17 protein-coding genes are annotated in these 14,413 nt (G+C 71.0%); 11 read left to right on the top strand and 6 right to left on the bottom strand.

Going from position 1 to position 14,413, the window contains the following annotated elements; translation table 11 throughout:
* The first annotated feature begins 5 nt into the window (after positions 1-5).
* From ACFW47_RS30150 to moaA, 3 genes are all read left to right on the top strand, one after another.
* Positions 6-362 carry a DUF485 domain-containing protein gene (locus ACFW47_RS30150; protein ID WP_217254157.1) on the top strand — a complete coding sequence of 119 codons (357 nt, stop codon included), beginning with the start codon at positions 6-8 and terminating at the stop codon, positions 360-362.
* Positions 359-1,993, top strand: coding sequence for a cation acetate symporter (locus ACFW47_RS30145; protein WP_386288829.1), 1,635 nt, complete (start codon positions 359-361; stop codon positions 1,991-1,993). The genes ACFW47_RS30150 and ACFW47_RS30145 overlap by 4 nt, the downstream gene beginning before the upstream one ends.
* A gap of 156 nt (positions 1,994-2,149) precedes the next feature.
* Positions 2,150-3,139 (top strand): GTP 3',8-cyclase MoaA, encoded by a 990-nt coding sequence (gene moaA, locus ACFW47_RS30140; RefSeq protein WP_386288831.1) that lies wholly within the window; start codon positions 2,150-2,152, stop codon positions 3,137-3,139.
* Positions 3,140-3,148: 9 nt separating this feature from the next.
* On the opposite strand, the gene ACFW47_RS30135 is transcribed toward moaA, so the two are convergent.
* Both ACFW47_RS30135 and ACFW47_RS30130 read right to left on the bottom strand, forming a co-directional pair.
* Positions 3,149-3,382 carry a hypothetical protein gene (locus ACFW47_RS30135; RefSeq protein ID WP_073721353.1) on the bottom strand — a complete coding sequence of 78 codons (234 nt, stop codon included), beginning with the start codon at positions 3,380-3,382 and terminating at the stop codon, positions 3,149-3,151.
* Between the two features lie 199 nt (positions 3,383-3,581).
* A complete protein-coding gene (locus ACFW47_RS30130; RefSeq protein ID WP_386288833.1) occupies positions 3,582-3,980 on the bottom strand; it encodes a DUF3099 domain-containing protein in 399 nt (132 codons plus the stop codon).
* Positions 3,981-4,242: 262 nt separating this feature from the next.
* Here ACFW47_RS30130 and ACFW47_RS30125 point away from each other — a divergent pair, with 262 nt between their 5' ends.
* On the top strand, positions 4,243-4,524 hold the full coding sequence (locus tag ACFW47_RS30125; protein WP_386288834.1) for a GlsB/YeaQ/YmgE family stress response membrane protein: 282 nt from the start codon (positions 4,243-4,245) through the stop codon (positions 4,522-4,524).
* Positions 4,525-4,603: 79 nt separating this feature from the next.
* On the opposite strand, the gene tyrS is transcribed toward ACFW47_RS30125, so the two are convergent.
* From tyrS to ACFW47_RS30110, 3 genes are all read right to left on the bottom strand, one after another.
* The gene (gene tyrS, locus ACFW47_RS30120; RefSeq protein WP_386288836.1) at positions 4,604-5,872 is read right to left on the bottom strand and encodes a tyrosine--tRNA ligase; all 1,269 of its coding nucleotides are present in this window, start codon (positions 5,870-5,872) and stop codon (positions 4,604-4,606) included.
* Positions 5,873-5,933: 61 nt separating this feature from the next.
* Positions 5,934-7,331: a metallopeptidase TldD-related protein gene (locus ACFW47_RS30115; RefSeq protein WP_386307686.1), complete on the bottom strand. Its 1,398-nt coding sequence runs from the start codon at positions 7,329-7,331 to the stop codon at positions 5,934-5,936.
* Positions 7,328-8,851 carry a TldD/PmbA family protein gene (locus ACFW47_RS30110; RefSeq protein ID WP_386307684.1) on the bottom strand — a complete coding sequence of 508 codons (1,524 nt, stop codon included), beginning with the start codon at positions 8,849-8,851 and terminating at the stop codon, positions 7,328-7,330. Before ACFW47_RS30110 ends, ACFW47_RS30115 begins: the two co-directional genes overlap by 4 nt.
* 271 nt (positions 8,852-9,122) lie before the next feature.
* Here ACFW47_RS30110 and fabG point away from each other — a divergent pair, with 271 nt between their 5' ends.
* The 3 genes from fabG to ACFW47_RS30095 all read left to right on the top strand — a co-directional run bounded on the left by fabG (position 9,123) and on the right by ACFW47_RS30095 (position 11,152).
* Positions 9,123-9,827 carry a 3-oxoacyl-[acyl-carrier-protein] reductase gene (gene fabG, locus ACFW47_RS30105; RefSeq protein WP_386307682.1) on the top strand — a complete coding sequence of 235 codons (705 nt, stop codon included), beginning with the start codon at positions 9,123-9,125 and terminating at the stop codon, positions 9,825-9,827.
* Positions 9,828-9,832: 5 nt separating this feature from the next.
* Positions 9,833-10,600 (top strand): enoyl-ACP reductase FabI, encoded by a 768-nt coding sequence (gene fabI / locus ACFW47_RS30100; protein WP_386288845.1) that lies wholly within the window; start codon positions 9,833-9,835, stop codon positions 10,598-10,600.
* Between the two features lie 183 nt (positions 10,601-10,783).
* Positions 10,784-11,152, top strand: a complete 369-nt coding sequence (locus ACFW47_RS30095) for a hypothetical protein (RefSeq protein ID WP_386307681.1) — start codon at positions 10,784-10,786, stop codon at positions 11,150-11,152.
* On the opposite strand, the gene ACFW47_RS30090 is transcribed toward ACFW47_RS30095, so the two are convergent.
* Positions 11,153-11,830 carry a FadR/GntR family transcriptional regulator gene (locus tag ACFW47_RS30090; protein WP_386288850.1) on the bottom strand — a complete coding sequence of 226 codons (678 nt, stop codon included), beginning with the start codon at positions 11,828-11,830 and terminating at the stop codon, positions 11,153-11,155.
* A 58-nt stretch (positions 11,831-11,888) separates the two neighbouring features.
* On the opposite strand from ACFW47_RS30090, the gene ACFW47_RS30085 reads away from it, so the two are divergent.
* From ACFW47_RS30085 to ACFW47_RS30070, 4 genes are all read left to right on the top strand, one after another.
* The gene (locus tag ACFW47_RS30085; protein ID WP_386288852.1) at positions 11,889-13,241 is read left to right on the top strand and encodes a CynX/NimT family MFS transporter; all 1,353 of its coding nucleotides are present in this window, start codon (positions 11,889-11,891) and stop codon (positions 13,239-13,241) included.
* A gap of 47 nt (positions 13,242-13,288) precedes the next feature.
* The gene (locus ACFW47_RS30080) at positions 13,289-13,405 is read left to right on the top strand and encodes an SGM_5486 family transporter-associated protein (protein WP_019329374.1); all 117 of its coding nucleotides are present in this window, start codon (positions 13,289-13,291) and stop codon (positions 13,403-13,405) included.
* A gap of 173 nt (positions 13,406-13,578) precedes the next feature.
* Positions 13,579-13,785, top strand: a complete 207-nt coding sequence (locus ACFW47_RS30075; RefSeq protein WP_386288854.1) for a hypothetical protein — start codon at positions 13,579-13,581, stop codon at positions 13,783-13,785.
* 95 nt (positions 13,786-13,880) lie between these two features.
* Positions 13,881-14,399, top strand: coding sequence for a SixA phosphatase family protein (locus ACFW47_RS30070; protein ID WP_386288856.1), 519 nt, complete (start codon positions 13,881-13,883; stop codon positions 14,397-14,399).
* Positions 14,400-14,413 lie beyond the last annotated feature (14 nt).

Raw genomic sequence — 14,413 nt, 5'->3', positions numbered from 1 at the left:
ACTCCGTGGCCACCGACGCACCGCCCCCCTCGAAAGAGGAACGCCATCTTCCGTCACCGGAGGAGTTCTCCGAAGTGCAGCAGAGCGCTGAGTTCGCCGAACTGCGCCGCTCCTTCCGCTCCTTCGCCTTCCCGCTGACGATCGCGTTCGTCGCCTGGTACCTGCTGTACGTGCTGCTGTCGAACTACGCCGGCGGCTTCATGGGCACCAAGCTCTTCGGCAACATCAACGTCGCCTTCGTCTTCGGCATCGCCCAGTTCGTCACCACGTTCCTCATCGCCTGGTGGTACTCGCGGCACGCCGCCGCGAAGCTCGACCCCAAGGCCGAGGCCATCAAGTCCCGGATGGAGGGCGGCGCATGAGCCCCGCACAGACCGTTCTCGCCGCCGAACTGGCCGCCAACGAGGCCAGCGAGCACCGGCCGCTCATCATCACCCTCTTCGCCCTCTTCGTCCTCGCGACGCTCGGCATCACCGTCTGGGCCGGCCGCCAGACCAAGGACGCCGCCGACTTCTACGCGGGCGGCCGCCAGTTCAGCGCCTTCCAGAACGGGCTCGCCGTCTCCGGCGACTACATGTCGGCCGCGTCCTTCCTCGGCATCGCCGGCGCCATCGCCCTCTTCGGCTACGACGGATTCCTCTACTCCATCGGCTTCCTGGTCGCCTGGCTGGTCGCCCTGCTCCTGGTCGCCGAGCCGCTCAGGAACTCCGGCCGCTACACGATGGGCGACGTCCTCGCGTACCGCATGCGCCAGCGCCCCGTGCGCACGGCCGCCGGTACCTCCACCATCGTCGTGTCGATCTTCTACCTGCTGGCCCAGATGGCGGGCGCGGGCATCCTCGTCTCGCTGCTGCTCGGCATCACCTCCGACGCGGGCAAGATCCTCATCGTCGCCCTGGTCGGTCTGCTGATGATCGTTTACGTCTCCATCGGCGGTATGAAGGGCACCACCTGGGTCCAGATGGTCAAGGCCGTGCTGCTGATCGGCGGCACCATCCTGATCACCTTCCTGGTGCTGCTGAAGTTCAACTTCAACATCTCCGACCTGCTCGGCACGGCGGCCGAGAACAGCGGCAAGGGCGCCGCCTTCCTGGAGCCCGGCCTCCAGTACGGCGCCAGCGGCACCACCAAGCTCGACTTCATCTCCCTGGGCATCGCCCTGGTGCTCGGCACGGCCGGCCTGCCGCACATCCTGATCCGCTTCTACACCGTGCCCAACGCCAAGGCCGCCCGTAAGTCCGTGAACTGGGCGATCGGCATCATCGGCGCCTTCTACCTGATGACCATCGCGCTCGGCTTCGGCGCCGCCGCACTCGTCGGGCAGAAGGAGATCATCGCCTCCAACCCGTCCGGCAACACGGCCGCGCCGCTGCTAGCCCTGCACGTGGGCGGCGTCGACTCGGCCTGGGGCGCGATCCTGCTCGCCACGATCTCGGCGGTGGCCTTCGCGACCATCCTCGCCGTGGTCGCCGGCCTCACCCTGGCCTCGTCGTCGTCCTTCGCGCACGACATCTACGCCAACGTCATCCGCAAGGGCAAGGCCACCGAGAAGGAGGAGATGCGGGCGGCCCGCTGGGCGACCGTCCTCATCGGCATCGTCTCCATCGCGCTCGGCGCCCTCGCCCGCGACCTGAACGTGGCCGGCCTGGTCGCCCTGGCCTTCGCGGTCGCCGCCTCCGCCAACCTGCCGACCATCCTCTACAGCCTCTTCTGGAAGAGGTTCACCACCCAGGGCGCCCTGTGGTCGATCTACGGCGGCCTGATCGTCGCCGTCGGCCTGGTGCTGTTCTCACCGGTGGTCTCCGGCGACCCGAAGGCGATGTTCCCGGACGTCGACTTCGCCTGGTTCCCGCTGAAGAACCCGGGCATCATCTCCATCCCGTTCGGCTTCTTCATGGGCTGGCTCGGCACGGTCCTGTCGAAGGAGGAGCCCGACAAGGCGAAGTACGCGGAGCTCGAGGTCCGCTCCCTGACCGGCACCGGAGCCCACTGATCCCACCCCGCCGGGGCCCCGTCGTAGATCCCTACGACGGGGCCCCGCCGTACGTCGTAGAGATCGGCCCGCTGTCGATGTCGGACCCGTCACGTAGGCTCGCAGGTGTCGGAGGAGAGAAGTGCTCCGCCGATCCGCGTCGAGGGAGGGGTCCACGTGCTCATCGACACCTACGGCCGGGTGGCCACCGACCTGAGGGTCTCGCTGACCGACCGCTGCAACCTGCGCTGCACCTACTGCATGCCCGAAGAGGGCCTCCAGTGGCTGGCCAAGCCCGACCTGCTCACGGACGACGAGATCGTCCGCCTCATCGACATCGCGGTCACCTCCCTCGGCATCGAGGAGGTCCGCTTCACCGGTGGCGAGCCCCTGCTGCGCCCCGGCCTCGTCGGCATCGTGGAGCGCGTCGCGGCCCTGGAGCCGCGCCCCCAGATGTCCCTCACCACCAACGGCATCGGCCTGCGGCGCACGGCGGCGGCCCTGAAGGCCGCGGGGCTGGACCGGGTCAACGTCTCGCTGGACACCCTGCGCCCGGACGTCTTCAAGACCCTCACCCGCCGCGACCGCCACAAGGACGTCCTGGAGGGCCTGGAGGCGGCCCGGGAAGCGGGCCTGACCCCCGTCAAGGTCAACTCCGTCCTGATGCCGGGCCTCAATGACGACGAGGCCCCCGACCTGCTCGCCTGGGCCGTCGAGCACGACTACGAGCTGCGCTTCATCGAGCAGATGCCCCTGGACGCCCAGCACGGCTGGAAGCGCGAGGGGATGATCACCGCCGGTGACATCCTCACCTCCCTGCGCACCCGTTTCGAGCTGACCGCCGAGGGCTCCGAGGAACGCGGGTCGGCCCCCGCCGAGCGCTGGCTCGTGGACGGCGGCCCGCACCGGGTCGGCGTCATCGCCTCCGTCACCCGCCCGTTCTGCTCCGCCTGCGACCGCACCCGTCTGACCGCCGACGGCCAGGTGCGCACCTGCCTGTTCGCCACCGAGGAGACCGACCTGCGGGCCGCCCTGCGCTCGGACGCCCCGGACGAGGAGATCGCCCGGATCTGGCGGCTGGCCATGTGGGGCAAGAAGGCCGGCGCCGGCCTCGACGACCCGACGTTCGTCCAGCCCGACCGGCCGATGTCGGCGATCGGGGGATAGGTACAGCCCCTAGGAGCCCGCGGGGGCTTCCCACTCGTCCAGCGGGACGACGTCCTTCAGGAAGCCGCGCACTCCGAGGAACTGCGACAGGTGCTCCCGGTGCTCGTCGCACGCGATCCACGTCTTGCGCCGCTCCGGCGTGTGGATCTTCGGGTTGTTCCACGCCAGCACCCATACGGCGGCGGTGCGGCAGCCCTTGGCGGAGCAGATCGGGGCGGTCTCCGGGGCGGTCTCGTCACTCACAGGCTCGTCTCACAGGTCCACACACAAGGCGACGCCGAGCAGCCACGGGGGGAGCTGCCCGGCGTCGGTCCGTCGCTCCGACGGGGGATGCGGAGCGCGTACGAAGTATGTCACGGGTCACCCATCGCCCGGCACCGGAACCACATGATTCATCTGAGCATTTCTTCGGCCTGGCGAGGAATCGACGTACGCCCCGCGGTCAGGCTCGAGCACGGGGCTCACCAGCCCCGTCCGGAGCCGCTTCGGACGGGGTGTCCTCCGGGTCGGATTCCGCCGGGCCGTCGTCGTCACGCGGCGGTGTGATCATCGGGGCGGTCGGCATCGTCACGAACGTCGACGGCAACGATGGCGCGTTCTCGCGCCCGGCGTTCGCGATCACCACGGCGACGTACGGCAGTACCGCGCCCAGGACCAGCGCCACGATCGCCACGTGCCGTTCCACGTTCCACAGGCAGGCGGCGAGGATCACCGACAGGGTACGGATCGACATGGAGATGATGTACCGGCGCTGCCGGCCGCGCACGTCTTCCTGGAGGCCCGTGCGGGCCCCGGTGATCCGGAACACCTCGGCCTTGCCGCCGGCACTCTGCTTCCGCATCTGGTTCCACCATCCGCCCGTATCGGACTCTCCCCGCCCCGCTCCCGTCCGCGGCCGCACGGGGACTCCGGTCCCGGACAACTCACCACGTTACGCCGCACCTGCGCCGTCCACGAGACCGGGGCACCCTCCGGCCGGCCCGCGGGACCCGCGCCGCACCGCGCAGCCCGGTACCCCATTCGGCCGTACCCGCCATGCGCCGTACGCGGTAGGGCCGAAGACTGGCGGTATTGCTCGCTTGGAGCCGAATGAGGAGGCAGCCATGGGCTGGTTGTGGGCGATCATCGTCGGATTCGTGCTGGGTCTGATCGCCAAGGCGATCATTCCCGGGAAGCAGCACAGCCCCCTGTGGCTGACCACCATCTTCGGCATCCTCGGAGCCATCGCCGGAAACGCGATCGCCCGTGCCGTCGGCGTGGACGCGACCCGCGGTATCGACTGGTGGCGGCACGTGTTCCAGCTGGTGGCCGCGGTCATCATCGTGGGCGTCGGCGACGCGCTCTACATGGCGGTGCGCGGCAACAAGCGGCGCGAACGGGCCTGAGCGCCCGCACGGTCCCATACGGCGAAGGGGCGGCCTCCGGCAGCCGCACGGCACCGGAGCCCGCCCCTGACGCGTGCGTTCAGCCGCCGGTGACCTCGACCGCGGCCAGGTTCTTCTTGCCGCGGCGCAGCACCAGCCAGCGCCCGTGCAGCAGGTCCTCGCGGGCGGGGACGGCGTCCTCGGCGGCGACCTTGGCGTTGTTCACGTAGGCGCCGCCCTCCTTCACCGTGCGACGGGCGGCGGACTTGCTGGCGACCAGGCCGACCTCGGCGAACAGGTCCACGACCGGGGCCGGCTCGGCGACCTGGACGTGCGGCAGCTCCGACAGGGCCGCGGCCAGCGTCCGCTCGTCCAGCTCCGCCAGATCGCCCTGGCCGAAGAGGGCCTTGGACGCGGCGATCACGGCGGCCGTCTGGTCGGCGCCGTGCACCAGCGTCGTCAGCTCCTCGGCCAGCGCGCGCTGCGCGGCCCGCGCCTGCGGACGCTCCTCGGTCTGCCGCTCCAGCTCCTCCAGCTCCGCGCGGGAACGGAAGGAAAGGATGCGCATGTAGCGCGAGATGTCCCGGTCGTCCACGTTCAGCCAGAACTGGTAGAACGCGTACGGGGTGGTCATCTCCGGGTCCAGCCAGACGGCGCCGCCCTCGGTCTTGCCGAACTTGGTGCCGTCCGCCTTGGTCATCAGCGGCGTCGCGTAGGCGTGCACGGACGCGTCCGGCTCCAGCCGGTGCAGCAGGTCGAGGCCGGCCGTCAGGTTGCCCCACTGGTCGCTGCCGCCCTGCTGCATCGTGCAGCCGTAGCGCCGGTAGAGCTGGAGGAAGTCCATCGCCTGGAGGAGCTGGTAGCTGAACTCCGTGTAGCTGATGCCCTCGGAGGACTCCAGGCGCCGGGCGACGGAGTCCTTGGTCAGCATCTTGTTGACCCGGAAGTGCTTGCCGATGTCCCGCAGGAACTCGATCGCGGACAGGCCCTCGGTCCAGTCGAGGTTGTTGACCATCAGGGCCGCGTTCTCGCCCTCGAAGGACAGGAACGGCTCGATCTGGCCGCGCAGCCGCTCGACCCAGCCCGCGACCGTCTCCGGAGAGTTCAGCGTGCGCTCGGCGGTCGGGCGCGGGTCACCGATCTGGCCGGTGGCCCCGCCGACCAGCGCCAGCGGCCGGTGACCGGCCTGCTGGAGCCGGCGCACGGTGAGCACCTGCACCAGGTGCCCCACGTGCAGGGACGGCGCGGTCGGGTCGAAACCGCAATAGAACGTGACGGGACCGTCCGCGAGCGCCTTGCGCAAAGCATCCTCATCGGTGGACTGGGCGAACAGCCCACGCCACTTCAGCTCGTCGACGATGTCCGTCACGGTTCTCGTGTCTCCTACATGCTCATGATCTTCGGCAGCCCGGTGGCAGCCGACTACGAGGTTATACGCCCTGACTGACAGAGCTCATATTGAAGTCCGGCACCCTCAGGGCGGGCATCGCAGCCCTAGTGAACCAGTCACCCCACTCCCTGGGCAGCGTCTTTTCCGTCCGCCCGGCCTCGGTGGCCCGGCCCAGCAGGCTCACCGGCGACTCGTTGAACCGGAAGTTGTTCACCTCGCCGACCACCTCGCCGTTCTCGACGAGGTAGACGCCGTCCCGGGTCAGCCCGGTCAGCAGCAGCGTCGCCGGGTCGACCTCGCGGATGTACCAGAGGCAGGTCAGCAGCAGCCCGTGCGAGGTGCCGGCCACCATCTCCTCCAGGGACCGGCCGGGGTCGCCGCCGTCCAGGACCAGGTTGCCGATGGCCGGCGCCACCGGCAGCCCGGTCAGCCCGGCGCTGTGGCGGGTGGTGGTCAGCCGGTGGAGCTCGCCCGCGCGGATCCAGTCGGTCGCCGCGACCGGCAGACCGTTGTCGAACACGGACTGGTCGCCGCCCGAGGAGTGCGCGACCACGAAGGGCGCGCACTCCAGGCCCGGCTCGTGCGGATCGCTGCGCAGCGTCAGCGGCAGCTCGCCCAGCCGCTCGCCCACGCGCGTGCCGCCGCCCGGCTTGGAGAACACCGTGCGCCCTTCGGCCGCGTCCCGCCCGGACGCCGACCAGAACTGGTAGATCAGCAGGTCGGCGACCGCGGTGGGCGGCAGCAACGTCTCGTACCGCCCGGCGGGCAGCTCCACCCGCCGCTCGGCCCAGCCGAGCCGCACCGCCAGCTCGGCGTCGAGTGCCGCCGGGTCGACGTCCTTGAAGTCCCGCGTGGCCCGGCCCGCCCACGCCGACCGGGTGCGGTCCGGCGACTTGGCGTTCAGCTCCAGCGTCCCGTTGGGCTGGTCGTGCCGCAGCCGCAGCCCCGTGGACGTGCCCACGTACGTGGACGTCATCTCGTGGTTGGCGAAGCCGTACAGCTCCCGGCCGCCCGCACGCGCGCGTGCGAACGCCTCCCCGAGGGCCGGCGCGAAGTCGGCGAACACGGCCGACGAGGTCTCGGCGGGCGCGTCGGTGAAGTCGGGCGACGCGGGTACGTCCGTGACCAGCGGCCGCGCGTCCTCGGCCGGTCCGGCACCGCGCGCGGCGGCCTCGGCTGCGCGCACCAGGGGCTCCAGCTCGTCCGCGGTCACGGCGGAACGCGACACGACCCCCGAGGCAGTGCCCTCCTGCCCGTCCACGGTGGCGACGACCGTCAGCGTGCGCCCGCGCGTGACACCGTTCGTGGTGAGCGCGTTGCCCGCCCAGCGCAGGTTGGCGGTGGACTCCTCGTCGGCGATCACGACGCAGCCGTCGGCCCGGGACAGCTCCAGCGCCCGCTCGACGGTCTCGTGCGGCCTGCTCGTGCGCGCGCTCATCGACCCGCCTCCTGCGTGGTGTTGAGAATGTTGACTCCCTTGAAGAGGGCGGACGGGCAGCCGTGCGATACGGCCGCCACCTGCCCCGGCTGCGCCTTGCCGCAGTTGAAGGCGCCCCCGAGGACGTACGTCTGCGGGCCGCCGACGGCCGCCATGGAGCCCCAGAAGTCGGTGGTCGTCGCCTGGTACGCCACGTCCCGCAGCTGGCCGGCGAGCCGCCCGTTCTCGATCCGGAAGAACCGCTGGCCGGTGAACTGGAAGTTGTAACGCTGCATGTCGATCGACCAGGACCGGTCCCCGACGACGTAGATCCCGCGCTCCACACCCCCGATCAGATCCTCCGTGGACAGCCCGCCGGGATCCGGCCGCAAGGACACGTTGGCCATGCGCTGCACGGGCACGTGGGCGGGGGAGTCGGCGTACGCGCACCCGTTGGACCGCTCGAACCCGGTGAGCCGCGCGATCCGCCGGTCCAGCTGGTAGCCCACCAGCGTCCCGTCCTTCACCAGGTCCCAGGACTGGCCCGCGACGCCCTCGTCGTCGTACCCGATGGTCGCCAGCCCGTGCTCGGCGGTGCGGTCGCCGGTGACGTTCATCAGCTCCGAGCCGTAGCGCAGCCTGCCCAGCTGGTCGAAGGTGGCGAAGGAGGTGCCGGCGTAGGCGGCCTCGTAGCCGAGGGCACGGTCCAGCTCGGTGGCGTGCCCGATGGACTCGTGGATGGTCAGCCACAGGTTGGACGGGTCGACGACCAGGTCGTACGGGCCCGCCTCGACGCTCGGCGCGCGCATCTTCTCCGCGAGCAGCCCGGGAATCTCGGCCAGCTCCGCGTCCCAGTCCCAGCCGGTGCCGGTCAGGTACTCCCAGCCGCGCCCGGCGGGCGGCGCCAGGGTGCGCATGGAGTCGAACTCACCGCTGGAGTCGTCCACCGACACGGCGGTCAGCACCGGGTGCAGCCGCACCCGCTGCTGCGTGGTCACGGTCCCGGCGGTGTCGGCGTAGAACTTGTTCTCGTGCACGGTGAGCAGCGAGGCGTCCACGTGATCGACCCCGTCGGCCGCCAGCAGCCGCGCGCTCCAGTCGGCCAGCAGGGCCGACTTCTCCGCGTCGGGCACGGTGAACGGGTCGATGTCGTACGCCGAGATCCACGTCCTGTCCGCGTGCACGGGCTCGTCGGCGAGTTCCACCCGCTCGTCGGAACCGGCCGCCTCGATCACCTGCGCGGACAGCTTGGCCATCGCCACCGCCTGGGACGCGACCTTGGCCGCGGCGTCCATCGTCAGGTCCACGCCCGACGCGAACCCCCAGGTTCCGCCGTGCACCACGCGCACCGCGTACCCGAGGTCGGTGGTGTCCGAGGACCCGGCGGGCTTGGCGTCCCTCAGGCGCCAGGAGGCGTTGCGTACCCGCTCCAGCCGGAAGTCGGCGTGCTCCGCGCCGAGCGCACGCGCGCGGGCCAGGGCGGCGTCGGCGAGGGCGCGCAGGGGGAGTGCTGTGAAGGCTTCGTCGATGCTATGAGGCACCTGCGTCTCTTTCTGTCGACTGGACGAGGTCGGGGCGCACCGGGCCGGTGTGTCCGTGGTCGCTCCGATCATGTCGCCCATCCCGCCCCCGGACCAGAGGTTTCCGGCCGGTGCGCGAACGGTTCTGTAGGGATCCGACAGTCACTCCCGTAAGCCACTGTGGGTGCCCGAATGTCCCCGGCCGGTCCCCGACCGATAGGTTTTCGAGGAAGCCGCCTGCTCTCCACGGGGCCGGGCGGGTGTGCCAGACCGCTATCGAAAGGGTGATCCGTTGAGCCGCTCGGTTCTCGTCACCGGAGGAAACCGGGGCATCGGCCTCGCCATCGCCCGCGCGTTCGCCGACGCCGGAGACAAGGTCGCGGTCACGTACCGCTCGGGCGAGCCCCCTGCCGGCTTCCTGGCCGTCAAGTGCGACATCACCGACAGCGAGCAGGTGGAGCAGGCCTACAAGGAGGTCGAGGAGACGCACGGTCCCGTCGAGGTCCTGGTCGCCAACGCCGGCGTCACCAAGGACCAGCTCCTGATGCGGATGACGGAGGAGGACTTCACCTCCGTCGTCGAGACCAACCTCACCGGCACCTTCCGCGTGGTCAAGCGCGCCAACCGCGCCATGCTGCGCGCCAAGAAGGGCCGCGTCGTCCTCATCTCGTCGGTGGTCGGGCTCCTCGGCTCCGCCGGGCAGGCGAACTACGCCGCCTCCAAGGCCGGTCTGGTCGGCTTCGCGCGTTCCCTCGCCCGTGAGCTGGGGTCGCGCAACATCACCTTCAACGTCGTCGCGCCTGGTTTCGTCGACACCGACATGACCAAGGTGCTCACCGACGAGCAGCGGGCGAACATCGTGTCGCAGGTGCCGCTGGGGCGGTACGCGCGGCCGGAGGAGATCGCCGCGACGGTGCGGTTCCTCGCCTCGGACGACGCCTCGTACATCACTGGAGCCGTCATCCCCGTTGACGGCGGACTGGGAATGGGTCACTGATCACCATGAGCGGAATTCTCGAGGGCAAGCGCGTCCTGATCACCGGTGTGCTGATGGAGTCCTCCATCGCCTTCCACGCCGCCAAGCTGGCCCAGGAGCAGGGCGCCGAGATCATCCTGACCGCGTTCCCGCGGCCCACGCTGACCGAGCGCATCGCCAAGAAGCTGCCGAAGCCCACCAAGGTCATCGAGCTGGACGTCACCAACGACGAGCACCTCGGGCGGCTGGCCGACATCGTCGGGGAGGAGCTGGGCGGCCTCGACGGCGTCGTCCACTCCATCGGTTTCGCCCCGCAGGACGCGCTCGGCGGCAACTTCCTGAACACGCCGTTCGAGTCCGTCGCCACCGCCATGCACGTCTCGGCGTACTCCCTGAAGTCGCTGACCATGGCCTGTCTGCCGCTGATGCAGAACGGCGGCTCCGTGGTGGGCCTCACCTTCGACGCGCAGTACGCCTGGCCGCAGTACGACTGGATGGGCCCGGCCAAGGCCGCGCTGGAGGCCACCAGCCGCTACATGGCCCGTGACCTGGGCAAGCAGAACATCCGCTGCAACCTGGTCTCGGCCGGTCCGATCGGCTCCATGGCCGCCAAGTCCATCCCCGGCTTCGGGGAACTGGCCTCGGTGTGGGACAGCCGGTCCCCGCTGGAGTGGGACCTCAAGGACCCCGAGCCGGCCGGCCGCGGCATCGTCGCGCTGCTCAGCGACTGGTTCCCGAAGACCACGGGTGAGATCGTCCACGTGGACGGCGGTCTGCACGCCATCGGCGCCTGACCGGACGCCCCCCGGGGGGCCCGCACCCACCCGGGTGCGGGCCCCCGGTGTGTGACCGCGTGTGCGACCGCCGAAACGTCACCCGTTCGGCTCAGCCCGCCGGGCGTCCGCGGCGGCCGCCCGGCAGGCTGAAGCCGAGGTCACCACGCGCTTTCCCTCCCCAGCCGGCCGAGGAGGTCCCTTGTGCGTCCACTCCACCGTCTGGCCCCGGCGGCCCTCGCCGTCGCCTGCGTGCTGATCCTGCCGTACGAAGCGGTGTCCCACGCCCGCGCGCCGGTCACGCGGGCCGGAGAGACCGGGAACACCGAGTCCGCCGAGCCGTTCGGCTCCGCGTGCCGGGTCCGCGTCGACGAGTCCGACGTGACCGCCCACTGCCACAACCCCTACCCGGAGCCCGACCACGTGCGCCTGCACATCGAGTGCGAGCGCTGGTGGGACCTCGACACCGACACCTCCCCGGTTCAGGCCGCTCCCGCGCAGACCGTGCGCCTGGACGGCCGGTGCTGGAAGGAGGTCCGGGCGGCCTGGGTCAGCCACGCGCGGGGGGACTGATCAGCTGATCCGGCCCGCGCGGCACTGGAACGGGTAGCCCGCGGCCTCCGTGTGCGCCGTCTCGGCGTCCCCCGCGCGGATCGCCTCCACCAGCCGGGTGTGGTCCATGCGCGTCTCCGGCGTCAGCTCGCCGCCGACGTCCACGCGCAGCCAGTCCCGCATCACCTCACCGAGGTCCGCGTACATCGCGGTCATCACGTCGTTGTGCGAGGCCGCCACGACGGCCAGGTGGAAGGTCGAGTCCGCCGTCACGTACGCCTCCGCGTCGCCCGTCTGCCACGCCTCCTCGCGGCGCGCGAGGAGCGCGTCGAGCTGCTTGAGGTCCTTCTCCGTGCGCCGTTCGGCCGCCAGCCGGGCGGCGGCGGACTCCAGGGTGGAGCGCAGCTCGGCGATGTGCCGCGGGTCGGCCTCGGCGAACCGGCGCTGCATCACGCCGGCCAGCTCGCTGGTCGCCACGACGTACGTGCCGGAGCCCTGACGGATGTCCAGCAGACCGTTGTGGGCCAGGGCGCGGACCGCCTCGCGGACCGTGTTCCGGGCGACGCCGAGCTGGTCGACCAGCTCGGGCTCCGTCGGAATGCGGGAGCCGACCGGCCACTCGCCCGTGGCGATCTGCTGCCGCAGCGCCGCGATGACCTGCTCGGACAGCGCCGAGCGACGGGGATGACTCAGGGGCATGGCTCACCTTCACGCGCGAGTCGACAAGCGAGTGGACAATCAATCATCCCATGATTCTATGATGGGCCTCATGGCTAGTGACGAAACCCGGACCGACACACGGACGGAGACGCGGACGGAGACGCGGACGATGCGGCAGACGGAAACCACGCGGCCGGCGACCGGCACGCGCGCGTGGACGCCGTGGACGGCCCGTCTGCTCGTCCTCGGCATCGTGCTGGCCGCGGTCAACCTGCGCCCCGCCATCACGAGCCTGGGCGCGCTCCTGGAAGAGGTCCGCGACGGACTCGGCATGAGCGGCAGCGTGGCCGGGCTGCTCACCTCCGTGCCCCCGCTCTGCTTCGCCGTCTTCGGCGTCGCCGCCCCGCGCCTCGCCCGCCGCTTCGGCCCCGGCGCGGTGGTCTTCGGCGGCATGGTCGCCATCACCGCCGGCCTGCTGATACGCCCGTACGCGGGCGGCACGGCGGGCTTCCTGGCCGCCACCGCCCTCGCCCTGATGGGCATCGCGCTCAGCAACGTACTGATGCCGGTCATCGTCAAGCGCTTCTTCCCCGACCGGGTCGGCTCCATGACCGGTCTCTACTCGATGGCCCTCGCCTTCGGCACCTCGATCGCCGCCGCGGCGACCGTGCCCGTGACGAACGCGCTGGGCGGGCACTGGCAGCCCGGCCTCGCGGTGTGGGCGGTGCTGGGCGCGGCGGCCGCTCTGGCGTGGATCCCGTTCGTACGGGCCCGGAAGGCGTCGGCGTCCGCCGGGTCCGCAGAATCCGCCGGGTCCGACGACCGGCGTGCGGACGCCGACGGCCGCCAGGCCGAGCAGCCCCCGCTGCGCATCACCCGCAGCCGTACGGCTTGGGCGCTCGCCGTCTTCTTCGGCCTCCAGGCCACCGCCGCCTACATCACGATGGGCTGGATGGCGCAGATCTTCCGGGACGCGGGCGTCTCCGCGGGCACCGCCGGGCTGCTGCTCGCCGTCATCATGGTGATGGGCGTGCCGCTCGCCTTCGTCATCCCGCGCGTGGCCACCCGCCTGCCCCACCAGGGACCGATCGTGGTCGTGCTGGGCGTGTGCGGGCTGGCCGGATACGCCGGCCTGTACTTCGCCCCGGCCGGCGGCGCCTGGGTCTGGGCCCTGCTCCTCGGCGTCTCCAACTGCGCCTTCCCGCTCGCGCTGACCATGGTCGGGATGCGGGCAAGGACCGGCGCGGGCGTCGCCCAGCTGTCCGCCTTCGCGCAGAGCACCGGCTACCTCATCTCCATCCCGGGGCCGCTGCTGGTGGGTGTGCTCTACCAGCACAGCGGGGGCTGGGGCCTGCCGATCGCGCTGATGAGCGCCCTGATGGTGCCGCAGATCGTGGTGGGCGTGCTCGCGGGGCGCGACCGCACGGTGGAGGACGAAGCGGGCCGCTGACCCGGACCCCCGTCCCGGGCACGGGCGGCGGATGCGAGACTTGCCGTATGCCAGTCCTCGACCCGAACCCCCAGCACGGCCAGAAGAAGATGCTGATCGTCTTCGGCTCGTTCCTCGCGATCTTCGTGATCATCGGCATCGTGGCGACGATCGCCTCACCGTGACGCCGCCCGGGGGTGGGGTTAACCCCCCGTCCCCTAGGGGGTGAGGGTCAGGGTCAAGTGGGTGGACCTCCGGATGGGGCGGGGCCCGCGGAATCCGTAGCTTCGAGATGTGCCCGCTCCAGGCGGGCCGCGCAGCACGGACCAGGGACACCCGAAGACCCGCGGAGGCACTCATGTCGGCCCCTACCCACACCCGGCCTCCCCAGGCGTCCAGGGGCGGCGTCGACATCCGGCTGCCCTGGTGGGCCCTCGCCCTGCCCGTGCTCGCCTTCGTGATCCTGCTCCTGCTGATACTCAATCCCGCCGACGCCCACGCCGCCGAGGGTCAACCCGGGATCGCCCACCTCGTGGAGTGGCTGCGGCAGCTGATCGCGCGCTGAGGACGGACCACGTCACCGGATGCGCGCCGATGGGGGCTGAATCCGCATGTCAACTCCCTGCGCCCCGTGGCCTGTTTCATGCGAAGCTGGATGCCATGAGCGTCGCAGAATCCCGCAGGATCGTCCTCTTCCGGCATGCGAAAGCCGACTGGCCACAGGTGACCGACCACGAGCGGCCGCTCGCCGAGCGGGGTCGCAAGGATGCCGCAGAGGCCGGACGCCGGCTGGCGGACACCGGAGTCCCCTTCGACCAGGCCCTGTGCTCCACCTCCACCCGGACCCGCGAGACCTGGAAGCTCGCCGTCGCGGAATTTCCGCAGCGGCCGAAAACCGTCTACGAGGAGCGGATCTACGAGGCCTCGCCCGGCGAGCTGATCGCCGTGCTCAACGAGACCCCCGACGACCTGCGGAACGTACTGGTGATCGGCCACAACCCGGGCATGGAAGGCCTTGCCGAGATCCTGGCGGGCTCGGCCGAGGACGAAGCCCGCGAGCGGATGGGCCGCCGCGGATTCCCGACCGCCGCCTTCGCCGTGCTGACCTTCACCGGCTCCTGGAAGGACGTGGAGCCGGGCGTGGCCTCCCTCGTCGACTACTGGGCTCCGACCGACTGACCCGGCCCCGCGCG

This window comes from Streptomyces sp. NPDC058796, from assembly GCF_042745235.1.
Lineage (GTDB): Bacteria > Actinomycetota > Actinomycetes > Streptomycetales > Streptomycetaceae > Streptomyces.
Note: the sequence above shows the minus strand (reverse complement) of the source record. Positions and strands in the feature narration are given on the sequence as shown.